The sequence below is a fragment of the Paenibacillus sp. FSL K6-0108 genome, assembly GCF_045040695.1.
Taxonomy (GTDB): Bacteria; Bacillota; Bacilli; order Paenibacillales; family Paenibacillaceae; genus Paenibacillus; species Paenibacillus pabuli_B.
In genome coordinates this window covers 7210625-7236057 of sequence record NZ_CP150288.1, presented here as the reverse complement: position 1 = coordinate 7236057, position 25433 = coordinate 7210625, and the positions used below count along the sequence as shown (strand labels likewise).

Here is a 25433-nt window from a genome sequence, read left to right as displayed (position 1 = left end):
TTTAGACTGTTTAGAGGGGGATAAGCATGATTGACAATGTCTTTGATTTTGAAAAGGAGCTGCACCTTATGAATGAGGACGAGCTGCGTTCGCTATTGCGTATGCTTTATCTCATTGCAGAAAGGGAAGTCAGTATTCAGTCAGCGGAAGAACATTCTGTTCTTTTTGCAGCGAAAATTCAGTCGATATTTAATACATTGGACGAGAATCGGAAACGGGAGAAAGCTGAGAAACAGGCGTTGATGGCACAGAAACCACGTGAAATTCATATAGCGATTGGAGAATCGCCGCTAGGCAGCATTAAGGTTGCGATGGGCAAGGTTCCAGGGCGCTCGGAGCGGCGGTTTTTCTCTATGAATGACTACTATGCTATCGGTCCATTGGGCGATTTGACGAACAAGGCGGATTTACACCGCAGGCACCTCTGGCTGCTTGAGAAACTTTATATGAGTGAGCATGGAAGTTATGCTGTCCAAGGCATGGATGAGCTGCTTCAAGTAAACAACATGTTGAGTTCAATTGATGAAGATACGCGAATCACCATCTGGTATGCGAATAATGCTCATGAGAGAACGGGGCTTTTATATGCCATGCATTTGCTGCGTAACCGGCTGGGACCAATCTATTTGATCGAGACAAGTTCCTTATATCAGGAATTATTCAAACCTTTTGAGGTTCAGCATGATGTTCTAAGAACCGGTGAAATTTTTTCCGAGAAGTTGTTAGCGATGTGGGAACACTCCGTGAATGCCGAACCGTTGTCTTTGGAGGAACGCCGTCAACTGGAGCAAGAGTGGGTTGATTTGGCCGTACGGCCTGGGCTTCTGCGGTTAATGAAGGATGGCGTGATTCAAAGTGTGCCCGAAGACGGGATAGATGAGTTTATTATGCAGAAGGCAAGAGAGCTTACGTCAACCAGGCAGCCTGGCGAGTTTATAAAAGCAGCCCGCGTCGTCGGTGAAGTGCTGGGCCATCTCGAACAAGCTGTCGGAGACGCATTTATTGAATACCGTGTACGACAACTAATATTGCAAGGACGGCTAGAGATGGAAGGAAAGCCACATGCCATGCGGCTATACAGTGTAAGACTTCCACAGTGACCGAAATATGGACTGTTCCCGGTAGTTTTTTTATCCAGGAGCAGTCCATTTATTCTTTCATGTCTTATTCTGATTTCCATAATTCCAATAGCGGTCCCTCTTGTCCATAGACTGGATCGGTATCCGGGATGGGAACTTCCTGAATTTCACGCAGGACCTTGGGGCGTTCTCCTGGATCACCAGTTCGGGTATTATAGCTCATGCCACCTGGATAGGCGCCAGCTATGCGAAAGTCAAGGCTCGCGCTCAGCCGTTTGTGTCCGGTTCCCGCAGGTAGCACGACGACATCGCCAGCCTGAAGGCGAACAGTCTGTCCATGTTCCCCGCCAAGAATGAGCTCAACCCAACCGCTAACCACCGCAAGTACTTCATGAGCATTGCTGTGGTAATGATGATAGTCAAACACACCGTTAATCCAGCTATTTCCCCATCCGTTACGGTTCAGTAACGACTCTGCACGAGAGGAATCTTTTGCCCAAACCCCTTTATACAGCAATACAGGCAGACTCGGATGATTGGGAATCACACCATCGTCCTGAAATAACAGCGTCTGTACATCATTTATTCGATCATTCATCGTAAAGTTCACCTCTCTATGACATTACCCGTTTATTTCTGGAGAAGAACAAAAAACAATGGTAAAATGATACAAAATGTATCGCTTTAAGGTTATACTTAGAACATAGACTCTCTTTAGTGAACTTGTTGTATAAATCGCAAGGGGGAATGTGCTTGAACATTGTCATTACAGGAGCTTCTGGATTTGTAGGATTTAACCTTTCTCAGTACTTGGCGCAAAAAGGGCATCGAATTACCTTGGTGGATCAGGATGATTATTGTCAGAGGCTTGTTCACAGTTCCCCACTTCATGACATGGCCTTCATCTGTTGTGACCTTGCTACAGACAGATTCAGTTTGCCACACGAAACAGATTATATTATTCATCTGGCAGCGATGCCGCACGTAGACTATTCGTATCATCACCCCGGAGAAGTGTTTCGTAACAACACCCTCAGTACACAGGCTATTCTTCAGTATGCATCCGATCATCATATTCCCGTCGTACTGGCTTCATCCGTAGAGGTATATGGAGGAGAGATGGGCAGAGTGTATCATGAAACGGATGATTATGCTCCGGTATCTCCGTATTCTGCGTCCAAGGTAGCCTGTGAGATGCTTGCGTTATCCTACGCTCAATGTTATCAGCTTCCAGTCAAAATATTTCGCTTGACCAATCTCTATGGTCCCTGGCAGCTGCCGGATCGGATTATTCCGCGTAATTTTGGACGAATCATGGACGGCCTACCGCTGGATATTCAGGGATCGGCTGTACGTGACTTTCTGTATGTGGATGATGCGCTGCGAGCGATTGAACGGATTATGCTGAATGGACAAGATCAGCAGATCTATAACATTTCGACAGGGCAAGGAACGACCATGCAAGAGATAGGGGCACTTTTGCAACTAATGCATGGTTCCCATGGAACAGCACAGATTCGAGAGCAGGAACCCACTCAGTCCAGGGGCTCAAGCCTGGTCGTTCACTCTGGAAAGTTGCGAGCAGAGCTGGGGTGGTTTCCGCAGACAACGCTGGAACAGGGGCTCGAACAAACCTTTCGATGGTATCAGGAACATCCGGATTGGGTAAGACAATTCAGCCGTGAATACCATACGACAAGAGAAACACGCAATTTTATTATCGATATGGCGAGATATGCAGTTCCGGCTACCTAAATAGGACAAAAAAAGCCAGGGAAGGGTGTAGGAAATAACACCTTCCTTGGCTTTTTTGCGCCCCCGTCGAATCCCAGCTTTCAACCGGTATGGACGGTCGTGCAATAAACCTATATTTACAGCACGAATCGTCGTGCATGTTCACGTTAAAACAAGTGGATTTTAGTGATGTTTTTTCACATCAGCAATTTTGTCCTGCACAGCACCTTTGGCTTTGTCTTTCTTACCTTCAGCCTGAAGGGATCTGTTGTTAGTTGCATTACCGATCTGATCCTTCACTTCGCCTTTGGCCTTGTTTACGCCTGCTTTAATTTTATCGCTAGTTGAATTACTCATATCAAACATCTCCTTCGTTTCTGGTGTAGTCCTTATTAACCGGGATGTCCAATTTCTAAACGTTCGCTATCATGGCGGGCAGAAAAATTGTTTTGGATGTTCTGTCAGAAATGATCTGCACGGAGAGTCAGTATAAATATAGGCATTGCATAATAGCGTGCTTCATTAAGGGAATGAGAGGATGTTATGATATGAGCAATTATATTGGAAATGGAGCGTATTGCTACGCTAATTCAGCTTCAATGCTGCTGTCGTCCATTGGAGAAAAGGTTGACCCGAGTTTCCTTGAAACTATAGGTGGCTTTTCCCTGGGAGCTTTCCGCACGCAGGGAGACATTCTCTTTTTTGATAACTGTACCTCTAGTCCTGATCTGGCCATCAGCAAAGCGATGAGCATTCTGGGATTTAGTGTGCGCGAAAGTGTGCAATCACGGGGCACAGAGATGCCTGTAGATGAGCTAAGAGAGGCATTAAAAGAAAGCCCTGTAATGATGGGTCCGCTGGATATGGGCAAACTCGTCTACAATCCCAACTCTCCCAACCTGGGTGGTTGTGACCATTATGTAGTGGCGTTGAGCATGGAGGGCGATGAAATATGCCTGCATGACCCGGCTGGATTCCCGAATGTCTTCCTGGCATTGGATAAACTTGAGGAAGCATGGAAGTCTGAATTCCCTTGGAGCAGCGGTGTGTATCGACGATGGTGGAGTCCTGAACGTATCGAACATCCTGATCTGGAGGAGATTAACCGCCGCGCTTTTACTTGGTTCAAATCAAACCTTACAGAACAGATCCATGATATTGCTGCACAGGAAGGACGAACCGGAGCTTCAGCGATTCTGCATAAGGCGGAACAGGTTCGTGCTGGAGCAATCGATGGTAATGAGTGGGCTCATTATGTGTATTTTGCTCTGCCCGTAGGCGCGCGTCGTGCCCATGATTATGGTTTGTTTTTTAAAACAATCCATCCTGACCTTTCTGCTTTGAAATACGCACAGTCCCGCCAATTCGGGGAATGCCAATCCCGTCTTGTCTCCCGGAACTGGGAGGAGGCTGCGACAATCATGGTGGCACTCGCGGAGACGGAAGCCATGATCGAAGCTGCTATATTGAGAATGGAGTGATATAAGTGGAGCAAGGCACATTCGAGAATCGGCAAAAGCAGTCGGACATTGTGCTTATCCAACAAGCCCAAACTGGGGATACAGAGGCCTTTGGTGAGTTGATTAACCGTTACCGCGGGCAATTGTTCCGTTATGTGCGAGCACTTACACATGATTCTTATCTCGCAGAAGACATTTTACAGGATGGGCTTATTCGCGCGTTCATTCATTTGGGACAGCTTCAGAATACCGAGCGTTTTATGGCCTGGATGCAGCGTATTGTTCGTAATCAGGCGTACTCACATATGAATCGTCGAGAGCAGCAGCGGGAACAACATTTTTCTTCTTTCCTGGCATTTGGAGCCGATGACGCATTATGGAGCGAACAAGACTTGCTCGACAAGACGCTGAATCATCTTCTGAATGATTCGGGTTGGAGGTCTCAGCAAGCAGGTTACGATCCGTATCAAGCTATTGCTCAACAGGAAATGAGAAATAATCTCCATAAGCTGCTGGGTTGTCTGAATGAGAGAGAGCAGCAGGTCTTTACAACGTATTGGATGGAAGAGCTGTCACCGCAAGAAATTGCCTGCCGATTCAATCTGACGAGTGCCAATGTGTATCAAATTCTGTCCCGTTCGCGTAAAAAAGTATCGCAGCTTCATATTCATTTATCTGTAGAAGAAATGCTGGCAGAGTGGAATTCACTCGGACAAAATCGAGTGATTCTGGAGGAACCCCTTTCTTTTCGGGAACCCCAAACCTGGAACTCGGCAGCAGCGGCGGTTCACGAGATGTTAAATTATATCGGTCCATCTCCTTCTCTCCCCATGGTTATGGGGATGAGTGGACTTTCTTTTCGTCTGACCATCCTGCCTCGGGACATACATATTGCTGGACCCACCGCCTATAACTTCAAAGAGGTACTTACCAGAGGATTGCAACATCTGGGTTATCGTTCCTATGCGGTTGAGGCATTGGCGAGTGAAGCGGGACTTAATGCCAATCTGGTTGATCCTTTGATGCTAGAGGAGAAAGCGAAGGGGAAAAGGTTGCTAAATCCAAGGTTGGTGCGGGCGCTCTCCCTGATACGTTATTCCATTCATCGGGGAATTCCGGCTGTGGTATGGGACCTGAATATTCCCGAGTTCGGGTTGATCTATGGCTATGATGATGCAGCTCGGACCCTATACGGTGCAGACTTCATTAAATCAGGAACAATTCCCTATGATCATATAGGCCGGGGTGTGAATCAGGAAGTATTTGTACTGGCAGCAGAAACAGATGGCATGATACGAGAAATGAACTTGCGCGCGGCACTGACAGATATTTTGGCTCATTATTGTGGGAAGGACCCGTATACATTGCCGAACACAGTCAGTGGTTTGGCTGCTTATGCGGTCTGGAGAGAAGCCTTGGAAAATCAACGGGTAGAACCGAACGGTCATGCCTATAACATTGCAGTTTTGTGGGATGCGAGATGTTATGCCAGTAAATTCTTCGAAGAGTTATCTCTGAGCTGGGCTTCGCTCCCACGATACACCAAGTTGATTCCATTCTGTCACCAGGCTGAAGAATTATATCGGATCATGACCGACAGGTTAAACATGCTCAAGCAATATTTTCCTTTTCCAGAAGGGGGAAATCCTAATGAGAAAGTTCAAGGGGATAAGGCCATCTCGTTACTAATGGAGGTGGAGGAATTGGAGCGAGCTGCTGTCGTTGCAATAGAAACGTTGCTTGAGAGAATGGCTCAGTTTTCCCCGGATATAGTTATGGAGTGACTCGAATGCAACGATCAGATCGGGCGAAAAGTGAAACAAACATCAGGAGGCAGGACGATCCGTCAGGCCTTTGTGGTGTCTTTTTTGCTTTCACGCCACGATAGGTTCATACTTGGACAAGAAATGATGTTATTTCAGGAATAAGGCTGAACTCCTAGCCGCATAATAACGACAGTGACCAATTTCGTTGCATGGAAATTCATGATTTTGGAAAACAATTCCTGAAAAATCAGTTGAAAAATCCTTCCTTGTGTACATATCGCACATATGGTCATATGTGATCTTGTCTTAATACCACATGTGGTAGAGATTCAGATCCTGGACAGGGGGATATGCGGTTTTACCTTGGCGCAATGCTTGACAAAAAAATCGATTTTGTTACAATGTTCACAATATCTTCACAAGTGTAAAAAATTTCTTTTTCATGTTCATGTGTAAGAGGTGTAATATAGGGGTATAGAGTTCGGTTTCGGCCTGCTTGTCGTTTTGCGTCAACACATGTTGTCCGCAATAGACCCAAGATACAATACATGATGTAGGGGCGCCCAAGGGCTATGCTCATTCTATTGTGTGAAATTTGGTACATTTAGTTGTATTGATGTATTTGTGGTTCGGCTCTGCTTGACAGGCATCATGAAAGTCGCGGACTTCTATCCCAAAGTAAAGGAGGACTTTCTCTTATGTCACAATCGCCTACTCAACAAGAGGTGCCGGTTACAGAAGGTGCCGACGTTTCCCAACGCCAGTCCTTGGACGTACTGGATCAACTGATGAAGCCTGAGGTACAGGAGTCTCTGACCGTTCTGGTGGAGAACCTGCCTAAACTGGCTGAAATGGTCACTGCAATGACCAAAGCGTATGACTTTGCACAAAGCGTAGCTACAGACAAAGTTCTGATCAGCGACACAATGAGCGCAATGGGTGAGTTTGCTAAGCCTGTTGTAGACAAAGCTAAAGGTGTAGCTTCTGCTGCCATCGAAGCAAGTGATCGTGCGCAAGCCGAGCAAACTTCGGTTGGTTTGTTCGCTATGCTCAAAATGCTTAAAGATCCAAACGTACAACAAACGCTGCGTTTTGCTCAATCATTCCTGAGCATCCTGAACGAGCGTCAACAACAGCAACGTTAAGATTAGAAGAACGGAGGATGGATATGTCGAAGCAAATTTTGATCTTGGGCGGAGGTTACGGTGGTCTGTTGACTGCGCTGACTGCGCGTCAATACCTGACACCGGAAGAAGCGACTATTACAGTCGTGAACCGTTACCCTACGCACCAAATTATTACGGAACTGCACCGTCTTGCAGCAGGAAGCATTGCTGAGAAAGCAGTTGCTCTTCCACTCGAAAAATTGCTGCGTGGTAAAAATGTGAACTTGAAAATCGATACGGTGGACACAATCAAGCCGGACGAGAAAAAAGTTCTTATGACCAGCGGTTCTACTTACTCTTACGATGCACTCGTTGTTGCCTTGGGCAGTGAAACGGCATTCTTCGGAATTCCAGGACTGCAGGAGTACAGCTTCACGCTGAAATCCGTTAGCGATGCTAACCGCATTCGTGCACACGTGGAAGCTCGTCTGGATGCTTACAAACAATCCGGCAACAAAGCAGACGCTACGTTTGTTATCGGTGGCGGCGGTTTGACAGGTATCGAGCTTGTGGGTGAATTCGCTGACCTTCTTCCAGCTGTATGCCAGGAAAAAGGGATCGACTTCAAAGAAGTTTCCCTGTACACGGTTGAAGCAGGTCCTTCCATCCTGGCAGGATTCCCGCCAGAACTGGTTGAGCGTGCTAAATCGAGTCTGGAAAAACGTGGCGTTAACTTCATCGTTGGCGTAGCGATTACCGAAATGAAAGAAAATGAAGTTCTGCTGAAAGACGGAAGCTCGATCCCTACGAACACACTCGTATGGACAGGCGGCGTTCAAGGTAATGCAGTTGTTGCCAACAGCGGAATTGAAGTGGATCGTGGCCGTGCGAAAGTTACGGAAGTTCTGCAATCCACATCTCATAAAGACGTGTTTGTTGCTGGTGACAGCGCAGTGGTCTTCCCTAGCGAAGGCGCTCGTCCATACCCTCCAACAGCACAATTGGCTTGGCAAATGGGTGAGACTATTGGTCACAACCTGGGCGTAATGTTCAAAGGTGGCGCAATGGAATCCTTCACACCAGTATTCTCCGGTACACTGGGAAGTCTGGGTCGTAAGGATGCTGTCGGCATGATCGGTGGCAACCAGACTCGTCTGAAAGGTCTGCCTGCAACCATGATGAAAGAAGCAAGTAACATCCGTTACCTTGCTCATATTCACGGTTTGTTTGCACTGGCGTACTAAGATCTGTACGTCATGCGCAAAAAAGGTACCCCAATTGGGGTACCTTTTTTTGTTGTAGCCATGATTAGCCCAGGGGCATATATATGCATTTCCTAACGGCAGGTAGATGTATCCATGTTGTTATCATATATTGTGGGTCAAAGAAGCTCGGTATAAAGCATATGTGGCGTATGGTATATTAAAGGAAAGACGTGTTATCCGCATCGTACAGGATGCGCTGAATGGTAGGACTTCCACAGCAGCCGGCGCTTAGAAGCGTCGGCTTTCGTTTAAATTAAAGACAAGTCTGTTTATCTAAAGCTGGTTTATAAAAAGGAAAATCGAGAGGAGAATGACATATGAACGTATTAGTGATTGGAGCGAACGGACAAATCGGCAAATTTCTGCTGCAGCAGCTGGCGCAGGAAGGGAAACACCAGGTCACCGCAATGATTCGCAAACCGGAGCAGGCAGACGCACTGAAGCAGCTCGGGGCCAATGTCGTTATTGGGGATCTGGAAGGCAGCGTGGATGATCTGGCCGAGGTAATGAAGGATCATAATGCCATTGTTTTTACAGCGGGTTCCGGTGGATCTACGGGTGCAGACAAAACATTGCTCATTGATCTGGATGGTGCAGTGAAAACGATGGAGGCAGCGCAGCAACAGGGGATTACCAGATATATTCTGGTCAGTGCGTTTGGGGCAGATCAGCGGGAGAAATGGTCGGATGCGATTAAGCCATATTACGTGGCGAAGCATTATGCCGATCGGGCATTGTTCGCAAGTGAACTGAATTATACCATTATCCGTCCTGGTGGTTTGAAAAATGAGCCTGGCACAGGCAAAATTTCTGTAGGAACCGATCTGAAACCGGGAAGTATTCCACGTGAAGATGTGGCTCGTGTAATCGCTGCTTCTCTTCAGGAGGAGAGAACGTATCGAATGGCTTTTGATCTGATCGCAGGGGATGACTTGGTAGAGGATGCCTTAGGTAAATTGTAATTCGTATTGTAATATAACGGGAGAATGGAATGACGGGATGAGGGGGAGCTTTGCATGAATGAAGCCGTGCTGGTGATCGAGGATGAGCCCAAAATTGCACGTCTGCTTGAACTGGAATTACAGTATGAGGGATATCAGGTAGGCAAGGCAGGCAGCGGAACGGAAGGGCTGGAGATGTATGGGGACGGGCAATGGGATCTGGTTCTGCTGGATATTATGCTGCCGGGTCTGAGTGGCATTGAAGTGCTGCGGCGGATACGTGCCAAAGATGCGACCGTGCCTATTCTGATGCTCACAGCCAAAGACTCTGTGGAAGACAAAGTCTCCGGACTCGATCTGGGGGCCAATGACTATATTACCAAACCGTTCCGGATCGAAGAGCTGCTTGCGAGAGTGCGCGCTGCACTGCGCCTGAGTGCTGCATCGGCTGCTACCCATTCTTCCTCTTCGGTCACACCGGATACGGCGCATTCGCCGGAGCATACCTCGGAAACTGAGACAGGCTGGCTCACCGCAGGTGGATTGAAGCTGAATGAAGGAACCCGTGAGGTATCCCGGGATGGTCATTCGATTGAGCTTACCCCGCGTGAGTTCGATCTATTGGTGTATCTGCTGCAAAACCAGCGCCAGGTGCTGAGCCGGGACCAGATTGTCCAAGCCGTATGGGGATACGATTATTATGGAGATACCAATGTGGTGGATGTGTATATCCGTTATGTGCGCAAAAAAGTCGATAACGGATTCACACCACCCTTAATACATACCGTTCGGGGTGTTGGTTACGTCCTGAAGGAGCAAGTATGAGTCTGCGCAGCAAAATCTACGGCTACTCGTCCGTATTGTTCGCCGTGCTGCTGATTGCCGTGAACCTGTCGGTATATATCGTGTTTGAACGGATGTCGATCGATAACGAGATCAAGCGGGTAGAGGCTGAAGCCGAGTCTATTGTAAAAGGAGTGCGTCAGTCTGCCGGCTCCATTCCGCCGGACGACTTGCTCCGGGCCTACGCACCGCTGGACGGCATGCTGCGGATCGTCAATGAAGACGGCACCAGCTCCCCGCCGGTGACGACCTCGGCAGAAGAGCAGCTGAGCAAGCTGTCCTACAAGTACGAAAGCGAAAAGAAATCCGAATATACCCAGGTTGGACAAATCGGATATGTCTGGGTTTCTGTGCCCGTCATCTGGCCGGACGGTGAAGTGGTGAATGTACAAGTCACCGAGAGCATTGAAGATACCGAGGATAGCCTGTCCGTGCTTCGTACAGTTCTTGTTGCCGTGACCATCATTGCGTTGATTCCGGCCATCATCTCCAGCCGTATTCTGGCGAATCGGATGACACGGCCGATTCAGCAGATGACTCGCACAATGAGCGATATCCAGTCCAGTGGTCAGTTCAAGCGACTTCCGCTGGATGAAAGATCGAAGGATGAGCTGAAAACAATGGGGCAGACGTTCAACCGCATGATGGACCTGCTCGAATCCAACTTCGAGCGGCAGGAGCGCTTTGTTTCTGACGCTTCACATGAACTGAAAACACCACTCACCATTATTGAGAGCTATGCCAGTCTGCTGCAACGACGCGGCAAGGATAGACCCGAGGTATTCGACGAAGCGGTGGAGGCCATTCTGTCCGAATCCGTGCGCATGCGGGAGATGACCGAGCAGCTGTTATTGCTGGCAAAGCAGCCAGAGCAGTGGAATGTGCAGCTGGAGCGGGTGGATATTACCCGGCTTGCGCTGGATTCTACCCGTGCGTTTCGCGAAGCCTATCATCGGGAAGTTCACTGCGATGATCCGGGTAGTATATGGGCGATTAGCGATGTGAGCAAGCTGAAGCAGATGCTTTTTATTTTGCTGGACAATGCCCGTAAGTATAGTGAGGATGCCATTGAAGTCCGACTGGAGGCAAAGGGGCAGGAATGTTGGATACGGATTGTGGATACGGGGATCGGTATGCGGGAAGAAGAGTTGTCCAAAGTGTTTGACCGCTTCTATCGTGTTGATCCAGCAAGAACACGCAGCGGGGGAGCAAGTGGTTCGGGCTTGGGGCTTTCCCTTGCCAAAGATATTGCAGGAGCCGTGGGCGCGCGTATTGAACTAAGCAGCACCGAGGGCAGAGGAACCGAGGCTTTGATTATTTTGCCTACTTCCGTACAGAACAGGCCGCTCTCATGAAATTCTCATTCTTCTCTTATATACTGGTAAACACAGTACGAATTCGGATCATAAGAGAGAGTGCGCAAGGGGGAAACATGATGGAAGAGCATGAGGGGCATCCTGAAATGAAGAGAGAAGAATACGGAAGCAGCCGATGGGCTAAGCCAAGACGTTTATTTTGGTGGGGTGCGGGGTTGCTGGCTCTATTTGTTCTTATAGCGTTCATGTGGTGGAAGCCGTGGCAATCAGGCCGAGAGGTGTTAACTGCAGATGCCGTGGCCCAATCGGTCTTGGATCAATATCCGGGAGAGATTGTGAATTCCACGTTGAAGGACGGAACGTATATCATGCAGCTCCGGTCGGAAACAGGATTGTATGACGTCCAAGTGGATGCGGTTACGGCGACTGTGAATTCCATTAGACGGCTGGAGTCCAATCCGCAAGCCGAGGAGAAGACGTTATGGAGCCGGGAACAGATCAAGACGGAATTGCTGAAGCAAACGGATGCCGAGCTGGTATCGCTTGAGCTCGTCGAGCAGCAGGGAAGCCCGGTGTATGTGGCGGTATTAAAGATGAAGGGCAATGGCCAGGAGCAATGGACCATTGATCCGTATAACGGAGAGAAGCAGTCTTCAAAGACACTGGAAGCATCTTCACCCGACGAGACGACAGGGGAAGGCATCAAGACTCCATTTCTGAGCGAGAAAGAAGCAGAGCGGAAGGCACTGGCTAAGGTTCCCGGGGAAGTGGATGATATCGAGCTTCGTGGAACAAACAGCGGCAAACCGTACTATCTGGTGGAAATCGATCTGGAGGATGGTCGGGAAGCCATCGTGCAGGTGAATGCCATTTCGGGGGTGATTCGGTCCGTGACCTGGGACGAGGCCGAAGATTAATGACCCCGAAGTAGGTTCAAAAGCTCTGGATGAAACCATGCACATTGCTATTCAAGAAATAATGTGAGTGTTCTCCTCATTTTCTCATCAATTTCTAATCTGGCTCTCGCTGAACTCTCATTCGTCCAGGTTAATCTATAACTGTAGACGAGAACGAGAACAACAACGAGGAGATGATGACAATGATGAACAAACATAAACTATGGATTGGCAGCTTGTCGGCAGCGGTATTGCTCGGAGGATCAGCCGCTTTGGCTAGTGGGAGTGTGAATGGACAATCGGTACAGTCTGCGCAAACGTCCACTACACAGTCCGTAACACAGACCCAGAAGAACACAGGTAAATTGCTGACGGTCGCACAGGCAAAAGAAGCAGCTTTGAAAGCTACCGATGGTAAAGTGGATGATGTGGATCTGGAGCGCAGAAACGGCCAAACGTTCTATGAAGTTGAAATCGACAAAAAAGGAAGCAGCGACGTTGTCGTTCGTTTGGACGCCTATACAGGTAAAATCCTCGCCGTAGTCGATGATGAAGATTACGATGACGACGATGATTATAATGGCACTGTAGCAGGTGCTTCTTCCAATCAAGCCGCTTCGAAACAAGTTAAACTGACAGAGGCCCAAGCTTCGAACATTGCCCTGAAACAGGTGACAGGTGGAAAAGTAACCAAAATCGAACTGGATCATGATAACGGCCGCTATGTTTATGAAGTGGAACTGAGAACAGCAGACGGCGAAGCCGATGTAGACATCGATGCCAACACGGGTAAAGTGCTGTCGTTTGATCAGGACTTTGACCACGAAGATTAAGAAGCAGCGTTAACAGGCCAGGAAACGGATATCAACTACATATATCTGTACGTGCCTCAAGAGCTAGAGAGCTTACATTATAGTCGATAGGGTAGATATACCAGGGACGCTTCAAATGAAGCGTCTTTTTGCTGTTCACTCCGTAAGTTCAGTGTGTATTCGTACATGTTCCGCAGGATTGTTCACTATTCGAGCATGGGGATGGCGGATACAATCGTAATCAGGAGGTGAGTGCCGAGCCAGTCTGAGAGATAGGTAATTAATGAAATGCATCATCGATCGGAGGAAGAAGAGACGTATCGATTTTATTGTAAGCGCTTTATCAATAAATTATGGAGGTGCAATGTTCTATGAATGAGGGTCGGTTGGAAAAGAAAACAAATCCGCATCGTTTTACTCATCGACTTTGTTATCTGCTCGTTCTAATCTTGGCGCTGCAATCGCTAGGTATGCTGGTCGCTCCAGGACAACAGGCTTCCGCTGCTCCGCTCAGTGTGACCAACGGAGTACAGTTTAAGGATACAAGTGGCAATGTTGTTCACGCTCACGGGGGCGGGATGATCAAAGCAAACGGGTACTATTACTGGTTTGGAGAGAACCGCAATCCGAATGGAACGTTCAAGGCGGTTTCCGTATATCGTTCAGCAGATCTGAAAAACTGGGAGTATCGCAATGATGTGCTCACCAGCAGCTCGGCTGCCGAGCTGAACATTTCCAATATCGAACGCCCGAAAGTTATCTATAACAGTGCAACAGGCAAGTATGTTCTTTGGATGCATAAGGAAAACGGAGTCGACTACGGTGAAGCCAGAGTGGCTGTAGCGACCTCCAATACAGTAGATGGTAATTATACGTATGTCGGCAGCTATCGTCCGCTTGGCTACGATTCGAGAGACATGACGGTCTACAACGACAATGGCACAGCTTACCTCATCTCAGCGACCAAAGTAAATGCCGACCTGAATATCTACAAGCTGACTCCGGATTTTCTGGGAGTAGAATCTCTCGTAACGACGCTGTGGCCGGGGCAATATCGTGAAGCGCCTGCCCTGTTCAAAAAGGGAGGTGTCTATTTCCTGATTACATCCGGGGCTACCGGCTGGAATCCGAACCAGGCCAAATATGCGACTGCCTCCAGCATAACGGGCACGTGGAGCGGCCTCAGCAACTTTGGGGACAGTACAACCTATGGTTCCCAATCAGCGTATGTGCTTCCGGTGGAAGGCTCACAGACCACATCCTATCTCTATATGGGTGATCGCTGGGCGGGTGCTTGGAGCGGGCCGGTTCAGGACTCCAAATATGTGTGGCTGCCACTGTCTTTTCCGAGTGCAACCAGTCTGGCGATGAACTGGGCAAGCAGCATTACCATTGATGCAGCTGCAGGTTCCGTAACCGGAGTGGATACGCCTGACGTATGGGACTCAAGTGCTTCGTATCAGTTGATTAGTCGCAAAAGCAATAAATTGCTTAATGTCATCGGTGGTTCCGCGGATAACGGTGCCGATCTGGAGCAGCGGGCAGACAGCGGCACAACCAGTCAGCAGTGGCAGATCACGGATGCGGGTGGCGGTTATGTCAAAATCATCAACCGATCCAGCAGCAAGCTGATTGGTGTGGAAAATGGCTCCACAGCAGATGGAGCTGTTATTGAACAATGGAGCGATGGCGGTTGGGCCAGTCAGCAATGGCAGTTGGTTAGTGTGGGCGGGGGTTATTATAAATTGAAAAATCGCAGTACAGGCAAGGTGCTTGATATTTCCGGACAGTCCCTGGCAGACGGGGCTGCGGCAATCCAGTGGACAGATAATGGCGGTACGAATCAGCAATTCCAGATTGTTAAGGTTCAATAAGGATTTATTTACGGTGAGAGATTATTCATCGAGAGGATCTTGTGAAGTCCTTGTCCCGCTCTTATAGGTGGGACAAGGGTTTTTTATATTTTCACCATTGTTGCGTGAGTACGCTGTGCTGGGATGATATCCAGATGATTTCTTGTTGCATAATCTATTTCCGGCCATGTACATCCCAATCTGTGGTAAAATAGTAGAATTGTAGAAATATATACATAGAGACAGGAGCTGGATAACGAAGTGAGTGAAAAACAAGTACTGTCAATTGAAGGCTTGCGGATGAGGTATAACGACCGTTATGTGCTGAATGGTATTGATCTGGAAGTAAATCGGGGCGAGATGATCGGATACATCGGTCCGAACGGTGCGGGCAAAAGCACAACGGTCAAGATTTTGCTTGGACTGGTTGAGGGTTATGTGGGCACGGTCCGCATCTTTGGCAAGGATATCGCGGACGGTGATGTAGAATATAAGCGAAGAATTGGTTATGTGCCTGAAGTGGCGGAATTATACGAACAATTAACCCCGGCAGAGTATCTGACGTTTACCGGAGAATTGTACGGGTTGTCCTATGAGGATGCCGATTATAAGGCGAAATTGCTGATGGACTGTTTTGGACTGGAAAAATCATATCATTCCCGCATTGCTTCCTTCTCCAAAGGCATGCGTCAGAAAGTATTGCTGATCTCCGCGCTGCTGCATGACCCGGATTTGTTGTTCCTGGATGAACCGCTTAGCGGACTGGATGCCAACAGTGTGATGGTGGTGAAGGAGATTTTGTCGCAGTTGTCGGCCAAGGGCACGACCATATTCTATTCGTCACACATCATGGATGTGGTGGAGAAGATCAGCAGCCGAATCGTCCTGATTGCCGAAGGTCGTGTGATGGCAGATGGTACGTTCAGGCAGCTCCAACAGCAATCCATGGAGGGCTCATTGGAGGAAGTATTCAACCAACTGACGGGCTTCAATGAGCATCGGGCAATCGCAGAACGCTTTGTGTCCATCGTGCAGGAGGTGTACTGATATGGCGGAATCCTCCGACTTCCGCACGTTGAAGATTCTGGACCGTTTTCGGTCTGTTATCGCCAGAACAGGGGCGGATTATGATGTATTGCGTTTGATTCTAAGGGTGAAGTTCCAGATGGATCAGCGGAGGGTGCCAACGGTGTTGTCGGCGCGAAATGGCAATAAGGCGCAGAAAGAAGGCAATTTGTATCTGCGTTCCCTCTGGTTGTATGCATTGATGGGGCTGATTATGGTTCCGTTTATTGTCTGGGATACGGGACACTTTATGCTTCAGATGGGTCTAGTAACCGCCATGCTGATGTTTATGATCATGACATCCATGATCTCCGACTTTTCTTCGGTACTGCTCGATATTCGGGATCGTAATATTATCATGACCAAGCCGGTAAACGGGCGCACTGTTGGCATGGCTCGTGCCATTCACGCAGGAGTTTATTTGCTGCTGCTGACAGGCTCCCTGACGGCTGCGCCGCTGGTAGCGGGATTGATTACCCACGGGATCGGCTTTTTCCTGCTTTTTCTGGTGGAGTTGATTCTGATTAACATGTTAATTCTGGTGACTACGTCCCTGATCTATCTGTTCATGATGAAGTTTCTGGATGGGGAGAAGCTGGAGGATATGATCAATATGGTGCAGATCCTACTCTCCATCGGGATTGCTGCAGGATATCAACTGGTCATACGTTCGTTCAGCATTATCGATTTCAATATGGTGTTCACGCCTGCCTGGTGGCAGTTGCTGCTGCCCCCGGTATGGTATGCGGCAGCATTTGAGCTGCTGTTCGGCGCCGGGGGAGATGCCTGGCTGTATACATTCTCGGCGCTTGCTGTGATCGTTCCGATGGTAAGTTTGTTGGTGTACGTGAAGCTGATGCCTTCCTTCGAATTGTATTTGGAGAAAATGGCCCATGCAGGTCAGGCCTCTGGACGAAGACGTGGGGGTTGGGATCGCATCATGGCGAAGGTATTCTCCCGTTCCAAAGAGGAGCAAGCGTGCTTTCGTTTATCTGCCAGTATGATGCGAAGTGAAAGGGAGTTTAAGCTGAAGGTATACCCTTCAGTTGGTTTAGCTTTTGTATTGCCCTATGTATTCTGGTTCACCCAATCGCAGAGTTCTTCGTGGGCAGAATTTAGGGAAAGCTCCTTCTTTTACACGCTATATATTGTGCTCTTGCTGATTGTCTCAGTTGTGACCATGCTGAAGTATTCCGGGCAATACAAGGCGTTCTGGACTTTCCGGGCAGCCCCTCTGGCCAACGAGAATGTGCTATATAGTGGAGCGCTGAAAGCTTTCTTATGCAATATGTTTCTGCCTGTATTTATATTGAACGCTATCGTATTTGTGTGGACCTTTGGGTTAAGAGTTCTTCCTGATCTGATCATTATATTTTTGGTGGCAACTGCACTTATTCCGCTGTCTGGAAAGCTGTTGATGCGAAAACCGCCGTTCTCCCAATCCTTTAGTGTGGCCGGGCAGAGTGATGGCTGGCTCATCTTTGCCTTCTTTCCGCTCATGGGTTTGTTATGGGGATTACATGTATTCATCCGCACCATACCAGCAGGCATCTGGATCTATGTAGCGCTCCTGGTGGTGATCAATATGCTGTTCTGGACGATGCTGTATCGGGTGAAGCGAGAACCTGTAACGGTTGAAGGTTAAGGCGGTAATAACCTCAATCTCCACAGAAAGTGGAGGCTGAGGTTATTTTGTTAACCTAAATTAATTTACAGCGTGCGATTGGAAACTTCGAAAATGGATTTTCGAATATAAGAGGGGCATTTATTTTCTATATATACTAAATTGCTGCGTTAAGTGTGGGGTTTTCCGCTTTGCAGAACAGATTCTGCCAGCTGATCCGCCGCATCCGCTGTGGAGATGGCAGATTGCTCTGCCCTGGCATAGACCTTGGACAGCGTGCCCGCAATCCCTGCCACCTGTTGGCGGATCAGGTCGGGCCCTGCGCCCTCCAGCTCGCAGGCGGTGCTGATGATTCCGCCAGCATTCAGCACATAGTCAGGCGCGTACAGGATGCCGCGCGCCTGCATGCGGCGAACAACCAGCTCCCGATGGCTGAGCTGGTTGTTCGCCGCCCCTGCAACGATGGAGCAGCGCAGCTCCTCCACCGTTGCAGGGGTCAATACGCCCCCTAGGGCACAGGGGGCGAACACCTTGCAGTCAGCAGCGTGAATATGGGCCGGATCGGCCGAAATGGCGCCGCTGAACTGCACAAGGGCACGTTGTACACGTTCGGGTACAACGTCTGCCACGATGAGCCGTGCCCCGGCTGCATGCAGGTAACGGCACAGGGCATGACCGACCTTGCCCAGTCCCTGGACGGCAACGGAAATGCCCTGCAAAGCGTCGATGCCTTGGTGACGCAGCGATGTCACAATGCCGGTGTATACACCGTAGGCGGTCATTTCGGCCGTGAAATCATCCTGCGCGCCAAGTGACCCGGTCGTATCCGTCACATGCACCGTTTCCAGCCGGATCTGATCCATGTCTGCCGCCGTAGTGCCCAAATCAAGCCCAGTGACATAACGTCCGTTCAGTCGTTCCAGGGAACGACCAAGCGCACGGAAAATCGCTGCACGTTTGGAGGCTTGCAAGCTCAAGGCGGTACTGTCCGAAGGTCCAGGCTCTCTGTTTGTACTTGTCACGGATGTATTTAACGTTCCGTCATTTTGGTTGTTTCCAATATCTATTTTCGTTCCCGCTTCATTTTCCCCAGCTTCCTGATCCCCGTGTGTTCGCCCCTTGGGTTTCTCGTTATTTTTCTTAAGGATTTCGCTGCCTGGACTGCTACCACTTGTTATAACCCCCAGCTCAGCTGGCACATCCCACACCACAGCTTTGCCCCCGCCATAAGGCAGGCCGGAGACTGCCGACTTGTAAGTCATGCCTTTCGCGAGTTGGATGGCATCCCGAACTGCTTCTTCCTCCGATGCATACGTCCAGCAGCGGCATCCCCCGAGTGCAGGGCCAAGTACCGTACTATGAATGGCAACGACGGCTTTAAGCCCGCTGCGTGGATCATGGCAAAATATGAGTTCTTCCATACCCTCCCGCTCCATCTCGTGCCACAACTGCATGACCGTTCCCCCTTTTGGTAGCCGTCGCTTCCCGAACCTGTTTCCCTGTACTCCTCAATCTATCTTCTGTTGGTTCAGCATATTCAGTTACTCAGGTTTTCGCCCCTGGGTCTCAGGCCGGGTTGATAATGAGTGGAAAGGGATCTATAATGGCAGTTCCGGCTTGCCAGTGGGCAGAAAATGCATTCCAATTTACGTTCAACCGTTTAAAATGACCACATAACGTCCAATGATGAAGATAGGGCAAACGTACAGAAGCATAAATGACATGCAGATGAGCGGAACAAAGGCGTGTAAGAAAGGGCCCATTCCGTTGTGAAAGTCAGGAAAGAGGGATTGCGATTGTTTAAAATTTTGGTATTTATCTTTTTGATCCAGATCGTGTATGTATCTGCCTATACACTTCGGATGATTCTGACGCTCAAAGGTCAGAAATATATTGCTGCGCTCATCAGCATGGGCGAAATTGTAATCTACGTACTCGGTCTGAATCTGGTACTCAAATATCTGACTCAGCCATCTGCATTAATTGTGTATGCCGTTGGTTATGGGCTAGGGGTGCTGTTGGGTGCCTGGATTGAAGAGAAGATTGCGCTCGGTTACGTTACTGTTAAGGTGATTTGTAACCAGATGGGCGGGGATGTGGCGAATGCCTTGCGGGATAAAGGATATGGTGTTACCGCCTGGGTTGGTAGTGGACGTGACGGAGATCGGTTGGTTATGGAGATTTTGGCGAAACGCAAAAACCAGAAACTGCTGTATCAGACCATTCTGGCGCTTGACCCCAAAGCATTTGTCATTACCGTCGAACCCAAACAGTTCCATGGTGGATTCTGGACACGTTCTATTAAGCGATAACTTGTAATGATGCAACATGGTAGAATCAAAAAACTCGCCAATGACTTTTCTGGCATCGTTATATTGCATAGTCACTTCTTTAATTTTTTGAATAAGATACACTATTTATCACACCTGTAGGTTATATGTTATGGTTAATGTACCACTTCAGGGTGCATTTATAACCATAAATTTGTGTGCTACCATAACCGCGAACAAAAAGGAATCCCGGCACATCATGTCCGGGATTCCTTTTCATTTATGAATGGGAGAGATCGCACAGCTAACGTATCACTTGTTCAGCGAGAGTACCGAAGCATCTTTGATATCATAGAGAACTCCGTCAGGGGTACTTTTAACGAGTTGGATAATCTGTCTGTAGGCATCACCGTCTGATGGGGCGATGGCATCAAATACAATCTCGTCTGCTTTCAGTTTATCAGCTATTTCTTTAATGCTAAAGGAAGACAAGGGGAGTGACTCATGGACAGGGGCATCGGTAATGAATATAATCCGTTTGGCGTTGTCGCTGCTGAACTCCGAGAGCTTATTAGTAGCTAAGTTAATAGCCTCCAGTCCCGATTCTCTTATATCCCCTCCGCCAGAAGCCACCAATGTATTCAAATCCCCCTTTAACTTATCTTTATCCTGGGTAAAATCAAAGAACTTCAAATTGTAATCGCCATTTCTGTAAATGTTAACGTCCCGATAGGTGATAACCGCAAAATTCGAACCGGCAGGTACGGAATCAACGAAGCTCTTAACCGTTTCTTTGATATAGTCGATCACTTCACCCATACTGGCCGTCACGTCTATAACAAATATAATATCAGACGGAGTATTAATTCCCTTCGATATATTATTTAAAATAGGCGAGGTACTTGAAGACCCAGATTCTGTTGTTTTTGTTGCTCCCGAAGCCGGTTCTTCGCTTTCAGCAGATGTAGGAATGGATGGCTTATTTAGAAAAATGGTAACCGAACCAGCTTCTCCGTGCCACTCTACTTCTCCTCCGAATGCTTCACTGACGAACCGTAGTGGCACCATGGTTACGCCGTTAATGATCTGTGGTTTTGCACTTAAGGTTACAGCGACACCGTTAATGTAGGCAATTTTAGAGCCGATCGTCAGCACGATAGTCCGGCCTTCTCTAATTGCCGTAACCGTTTGAGTGGAACTGTTCCATTTAACATCGGCTCCCAACGATTCGAAGATTCCTCGAAGCGGCACGAGCACACTCCCCTTGAAATTAGTCGGGGGTTGCTTGTAAACCTGCTTCTCACCTTCAATAAACACCTGAATATTCGTAGGCTCATGGTTGATTATAACGAATTGAGGAATAGAAGCAGACAATTCACCTGACTGATTGGCCGATTTCAGGTAAAAATAATATCCGCCTGTTGGAAGCCCCATCTTTCTTAGTGAGAAACTGAAGGTCTTTCCTGGCTCAATCTTTATTTGCCTAACCACCTGCCCGCTTGCATTTTTCACCATTAAATAGGAGGTGTACCCGGAAACGGAGGCCGATTCAGACAGTTTGATGGTAATGGTATTGCCTGATCTGATCGTAATACTGCCGGGATAGCGCTCTCCTGTTGGAATTTGAACAAGAGGCTCCGATGGTTTGTTTGGAGTTGGACTCGGACTCTCAATCACTTCTTCGGAAGGAGAGGGTTTACTGGAAATAGAAGACTTAGGGATATAGAAATAGACTTTGGCACCGGAGTGCGGAACCTGCTGTTTTTCGGATAGGGTTACGGTATTCGTTGTTGCGTTGAAGGTAAATCGGGACGTGGCTACCTTCGTTAGGTCAATGGAAAGACTGATCTGTTTGGTTGAATTTAGCGTATAGTTTAACGACACTGGAAAATTCCGTGTGGAGCCATCTCCCTCAGGCAAGGCAAAACCCATATTGGCACCTTCTTCCCACTCAAATCCGGGAATAATGCCGTATTTAATATGAATCTCGGCACCACTGTCGGGAGCTTTATTGAAGGTGATGCTATAGTTGGCATAATCCACAACATAGTCCTTGGAGTCCACTTCTATCGCATTGACATACAAGCGCAAAGTGGTATTGGATGCGGTCAACTTGTTCTTCGTTGTAAATCCGAAGACGCGGTTTTCTCCATCACCATCTTTTAGAATATTGATTAAATCATCGTGCTCCCTGAATTCAAGGGAATCAGCAGCGTGCACAATTACGCTGTGAAAGCCCAAATTGCCAAAAATAAAAATAGAAATAAACGATATCAAGAGCATCTTTCTAAACTTCATCTGTTTCACTCCATTTTATGTAACTTATAGATAAGTCAGCGGCTGTTTGTCCTATTAATACACTCTATCCACAATGTGGAATTGCCTGCTGCTCTCTTACTTTATCACAGGAAGTAGGACTTAACTATATATATCGGAAATGTAGTCATCCTGAAACCAAGTTAAACCTATACGATTCATAGTTGATTACAGTATAACCTCTTACCAGATTTGGTTTTTCCACATGGATGTGAGATTAAGATTATTGTTGTAATCGCTTTCAAAATATACAGTGAGGACATGTCCTTCATGACACGGTATGGCAGCGAGGGACGAGCCTTATCAATTATGAAATGGGAGGAATGAATGGGATGAAAACAAAATTAAGAAGCTGGTGCAGTGCAGCTGTGGCTGTAACGTTGGGGATCACGCTAATGTCGGGTCCTGCAAGTGTGCAGGCAGCAGGGAATGCAGATTACAATCTCACGGGATTCTCCCAAGGTAACACGGGCGGTGGCATCATCAGTGAGTCGAACACGTCCACGTATAAGAAGGTATACAATGCGACTGACCTGGCACTGGCGTTGAAGAAGAACTCCGGCGTCAAAGTGGTGGAGATTATGAATGATTTGAATCTAGGGTGGAACGAAATTCCGAGTGCCGCGCAGACATCACCTTTTGCCAAACACAATGATGCCTTAACGCATCCTGTATTGAAACAGACTGGCGTAAGCAAGATTACAATTGACGGTTTTAATGGACTCACTATTTTCTCCGCTAACGGTTCCAAAATCAAACATGCTGCCATTAGCGTGAAACGAAGCTCCAACGTCATTATCCGTAACCTCGAATTTGATGAGCTCTGGGAGTGGGATGAATCCACCAAGGGTGATTATGATAAGAACGACTGGGATTACATCACTCTGGAGGAGAGCAGCGGTGTGTGGATTGATCACTGTACATTTAATAAAGCCTATGACGGACTCGTTGATTCGAAAAAAGGAACCAGCGGCGTGACCATCTCCTGGTCTACCTTCAAGGGCGATGACGGCAGCGCAAACAGTTGGGTTACGCAGCAGATCAATGAGCTGGAAGCCAATAAAGCTTCCTATCCGATGTACAACTACCTGCGCAGCAGTGCAGTGGGTCTCAGTAAAGCGGACATTATCGCCATCTCTGGACCACAGAAAAAGGGACATCTCGTTGGCTCAACGAGCCTTGAATCCACAAACGTCAATCTGTCCATGACTTTGCATCACAACCTGTACAAGGATATTCAGGATCGCATGCCGCGTCTGCGCGGAGGCAATGCGCACGCCTATAATATTGTGATGGATGCCACAGGGGCGCGTGCGGCCAAATCCAGAATCACTTCGGCAATGGCAACGGCAATTTCATCCAAAGGATATCATTTTGATATCATCGGCAACGGAGCTATTTCCACGGAAGATGGTGCAGTGCTGGTCGAAAAATCGGTGATCAAAGACGTACTGTTCCCTGTCCGCAATAACCAGACGGATCCGAACGATGCAACGTATACCGGTAAAATTAAGGTGACGGACACGATGTATTCCCTGGATGGAAGCTCATTCCGTGGAAACAGTGATACGTCTGGCAGTCCGCTCAGCCCGGTTCCGGCCGCAGTGAAAGCTTTCTCCTGGAACGGATTCTCGTCACTTCCTTACAGCTATACGACAGATGATCCAGCGACGTTGAATGCACGCCTTACCGGTTCAAGCGGAGCAGGTGCAGGCAAATTAACCTGGTCCAAAGACAACTGGCTGAAAACAAGTTACTAAGCGTCAATAGGAATTGGGTGTTGAAACGGAGAGGCCGTGCTTTATGGAAATTTCAAGCCACTTCATCCGTTTTCCCATAAGCAAAGAGTGCTCCTGCAGCCGTAATGGCCGGGAGCACTCTTTTTGTGGAACGGGGGGTCTTAGTTCCGTTTTAGTTAGACACATCATCCGAAAGGGCAGGTGCAGCACTCACCGAATCACGATAAATGATATTGCCCTTCACGTGTACGCGGCCGAAGCTGCGACTCGGGTTATCAATCTTTTTGAGCATCGAATGAACCGCAGTGCGGGCCATCTGTTCCACATCCACCTCAACCGTCGTTAATTTGGGATCGGAAAGCGTGGCATAGATATCATTATCGAACCCAACCACGGAGCATTGTGCAGGCACCTGAATACCCAGGGAAGTCAGTTTCTGAACAAGCAGATGGGCCACCTGATCACAGTTGCATACAAAAGCTGTAGGCAGCTGCTCTGGCAGATCAATTTCAATAAACGTACCGCGCTCATCACGGTCATTAAGCACGAGATTCTGATCCATCGGCAACCGATGCTCCAGCAATGATTTGTAATAACCGAGGAACCGGTCCTGAATGCTGCTTGTAGAATAAAGATTCCCAACATAAGCGATACGACGGTGTCCCTTTTGAACCAGAACGTTGGTCAGCTCATAAGCAGCGTAAAAGTTATCAGTAACGACAGAGTCGATATCCGAATGCTCATCGTAGAAATCGAGAAACATCTTGGGCACGTCCATCGACTGGACCAGCTCGATATATTCCTTGCTGACTTGTCCAAGCACGATGAAACCATCCACCTTGTTGTCACTATAGAGTTTTGGCAGGATTAGTTCCTCTTCATCCTCCACATTCAGAATATGCAGAATGCCGTAGTATCCCTGATCCTCCAGATGTTTGGTGATGCGCTGGAATACACGTACATAGAACGACTGTGTAGGTCCGGTAAAACGCTCCGGGATAATAACACCAATATTATGAGTCAAGCCTTCCTTCATCGAACGAGCCGCGGCGTTATACCGATAGCCCATCTGAACGGCAAGCACTTTAATTTTTTCCTTTAATTCACCACTGACGCCATCTTTGTCATTTAATGCTTTCGAGACCGTCACACTGCTAACTCCGAGCTTGTCGGCGATATCCCGCATGGTGATATTGTTCTTCAGCTTTGGTCGCCTCCTTCAAGCCGGTTTACGTACAATGTGCTGTCATTATGGTTAGCGCTTCCTTCAAATCATAACAACAATCCATATTAGTATACATCGTTACCCACATGGAATAAAGAAATTCTGGTTAGCGCTGCGCTATTT

21 protein-coding genes are annotated in these 25433 nt (G+C 48.0%); 16 read left to right on the top strand and 5 right to left on the bottom strand.

All coding sequences use genetic code 11. From position 1 onward, the window contains the following. Positions 1 to 26: 26 nt before the first annotated feature. Positions 27 to 1100 (top strand): DUF1835 domain-containing protein, encoded by a 1074-nt coding sequence (locus MHB49_RS32770; RefSeq protein WP_405154386.1) that lies wholly within the window; start codon positions 27 to 29, stop codon positions 1098 to 1100. A 64-nt stretch (positions 1101 to 1164) separates the two neighbouring features. Here the strand turns inward: MHB49_RS32770 and MHB49_RS32765 are convergent, their stop codons facing one another. After that, positions 1165 to 1677 carry a cupin domain-containing protein gene (locus MHB49_RS32765; RefSeq protein ID WP_405154385.1) on the bottom strand — a complete coding sequence of 171 codons (513 nt, stop codon included), beginning with the start codon at positions 1675 to 1677 and terminating at the stop codon, positions 1165 to 1167. Positions 1678 to 1826: 149 nt separating this feature from the next. Here MHB49_RS32765 and MHB49_RS32760 point away from each other — a divergent pair, with 149 nt between their 5' ends. After that, the gene (locus MHB49_RS32760; RefSeq protein WP_405154384.1) at positions 1827 to 2834 is read left to right on the top strand and encodes an NAD-dependent epimerase/dehydratase family protein; all 1008 of its coding nucleotides are present in this window, start codon (positions 1827 to 1829) and stop codon (positions 2832 to 2834) included. 162 nt (positions 2835 to 2996) lie between these two features. On the opposite strand, the gene MHB49_RS32755 is transcribed toward MHB49_RS32760, so the two are convergent. After that, entirely contained in the window at positions 2997 to 3170 is a 174-nt protein-coding gene (locus tag MHB49_RS32755) for a CsbD family protein (protein ID WP_064506464.1), read from the bottom strand. A 191-nt stretch (positions 3171 to 3361) separates the two neighbouring features. On the opposite strand from MHB49_RS32755, the gene MHB49_RS32750 reads away from it, so the two are divergent. The 12 genes from MHB49_RS32750 (at position 3362) to MHB49_RS32695 (ending at position 17781) form a co-directional block, all read left to right on the top strand. Then, complete coding sequence (locus MHB49_RS32750; protein ID WP_405154383.1) at positions 3362 to 4294, top strand: hypothetical protein; 933 nt, start codon at positions 3362 to 3364, stop codon at positions 4292 to 4294. A 5-nt stretch (positions 4295 to 4299) separates the two neighbouring features. Next, on the top strand, positions 4300 to 6057 hold the full coding sequence (locus MHB49_RS32745) for an RNA polymerase sigma factor (RefSeq protein ID WP_405154382.1): 1758 nt from the start codon (positions 4300 to 4302) through the stop codon (positions 6055 to 6057). Positions 6058 to 6737: 680 nt separating this feature from the next. Continuing rightward, the gene (locus MHB49_RS32740) at positions 6738 to 7184 is read left to right on the top strand and encodes a DUF1641 domain-containing protein (protein ID WP_024629786.1); all 447 of its coding nucleotides are present in this window, start codon (positions 6738 to 6740) and stop codon (positions 7182 to 7184) included. A 23-nt stretch (positions 7185 to 7207) separates the two neighbouring features. After that, positions 7208 to 8389 carry an NAD(P)/FAD-dependent oxidoreductase gene (locus tag MHB49_RS32735; protein WP_062322892.1) on the top strand — a complete coding sequence of 394 codons (1182 nt, stop codon included), beginning with the start codon at positions 7208 to 7210 and terminating at the stop codon, positions 8387 to 8389. A gap of 338 nt (positions 8390 to 8727) precedes the next feature. Then, positions 8728 to 9372, top strand: coding sequence for an SDR family oxidoreductase (locus MHB49_RS32730; protein WP_405154381.1), 645 nt, complete (start codon positions 8728 to 8730; stop codon positions 9370 to 9372). 54 nt (positions 9373 to 9426) lie between these two features. Next, positions 9427 to 10176, top strand: a complete 750-nt coding sequence (locus MHB49_RS32725; RefSeq protein ID WP_405154380.1) for a response regulator transcription factor — start codon at positions 9427 to 9429, stop codon at positions 10174 to 10176. After that, positions 10173 to 11549, top strand: a complete 1377-nt coding sequence (locus MHB49_RS32720) for an ATP-binding protein (protein ID WP_405154379.1) — start codon at positions 10173 to 10175, stop codon at positions 11547 to 11549. Before MHB49_RS32725 ends, MHB49_RS32720 begins: the two co-directional genes overlap by 4 nt. 77 nt (positions 11550 to 11626) lie before the next feature. Further along, positions 11627 to 12427 carry a PepSY domain-containing protein gene (locus MHB49_RS32715; RefSeq protein WP_405154378.1) on the top strand — a complete coding sequence of 267 codons (801 nt, stop codon included), beginning with the start codon at positions 11627 to 11629 and terminating at the stop codon, positions 12425 to 12427. 182 nt (positions 12428 to 12609) lie between these two features. Next, the gene (locus tag MHB49_RS32710; RefSeq protein WP_405154377.1) at positions 12610 to 13239 is read left to right on the top strand and encodes a PepSY domain-containing protein; all 630 of its coding nucleotides are present in this window, start codon (positions 12610 to 12612) and stop codon (positions 13237 to 13239) included. A gap of 350 nt (positions 13240 to 13589) precedes the next feature. Further along, positions 13590 to 15092 carry an RICIN domain-containing protein gene (locus MHB49_RS32705; protein ID WP_405154376.1) on the top strand — a complete coding sequence of 501 codons (1503 nt, stop codon included), beginning with the start codon at positions 13590 to 13592 and terminating at the stop codon, positions 15090 to 15092. A gap of 240 nt (positions 15093 to 15332) precedes the next feature. After that, on the top strand, positions 15333 to 16118 hold the full coding sequence (locus MHB49_RS32700) for an ABC transporter ATP-binding protein (protein WP_247899859.1): 786 nt from the start codon (positions 15333 to 15335) through the stop codon (positions 16116 to 16118). 1 nt (position 16119) lies between these two features. Next, complete coding sequence (locus MHB49_RS32695; protein ID WP_405154375.1) at positions 16120 to 17781, top strand: hypothetical protein; 1662 nt, start codon at positions 16120 to 16122, stop codon at positions 17779 to 17781. 149 nt (positions 17782 to 17930) lie between these two features. On the opposite strand, the gene MHB49_RS32690 is transcribed toward MHB49_RS32695, so the two are convergent. After that, positions 17931 to 19214 carry a Glu/Leu/Phe/Val dehydrogenase dimerization domain-containing protein gene (locus MHB49_RS32690; protein WP_405154374.1) on the bottom strand — a complete coding sequence of 428 codons (1284 nt, stop codon included), beginning with the start codon at positions 19212 to 19214 and terminating at the stop codon, positions 17931 to 17933. 342 nt (positions 19215 to 19556) lie between these two features. Here MHB49_RS32690 and MHB49_RS32685 point away from each other — a divergent pair, with 342 nt between their 5' ends. After that, positions 19557 to 20072: a DUF2179 domain-containing protein gene (locus tag MHB49_RS32685; protein WP_079348022.1), complete on the top strand. Its 516-nt coding sequence runs from the start codon at positions 19557 to 19559 to the stop codon at positions 20070 to 20072. A gap of 270 nt (positions 20073 to 20342) precedes the next feature. On the opposite strand, the gene MHB49_RS32680 is transcribed toward MHB49_RS32685, so the two are convergent. Next, positions 20343 to 22328: a stalk domain-containing protein gene (locus tag MHB49_RS32680; RefSeq protein WP_405154373.1), complete on the bottom strand. Its 1986-nt coding sequence runs from the start codon at positions 22326 to 22328 to the stop codon at positions 20343 to 20345. A gap of 350 nt (positions 22329 to 22678) precedes the next feature. On the opposite strand from MHB49_RS32680, the gene MHB49_RS32675 reads away from it, so the two are divergent. Then, complete coding sequence (locus MHB49_RS32675) at positions 22679 to 24106, top strand: hypothetical protein (RefSeq protein WP_405154372.1); 1428 nt, start codon at positions 22679 to 22681, stop codon at positions 24104 to 24106. A gap of 151 nt (positions 24107 to 24257) precedes the next feature. On the opposite strand, the gene MHB49_RS32670 is transcribed toward MHB49_RS32675, so the two are convergent. Beyond that, a complete protein-coding gene (locus tag MHB49_RS32670; protein ID WP_247899853.1) occupies positions 24258 to 25271 on the bottom strand; it encodes a LacI family DNA-binding transcriptional regulator in 1014 nt (337 codons plus the stop codon). Between the last annotated feature and the right edge of the window lie 162 nt (positions 25272 to 25433).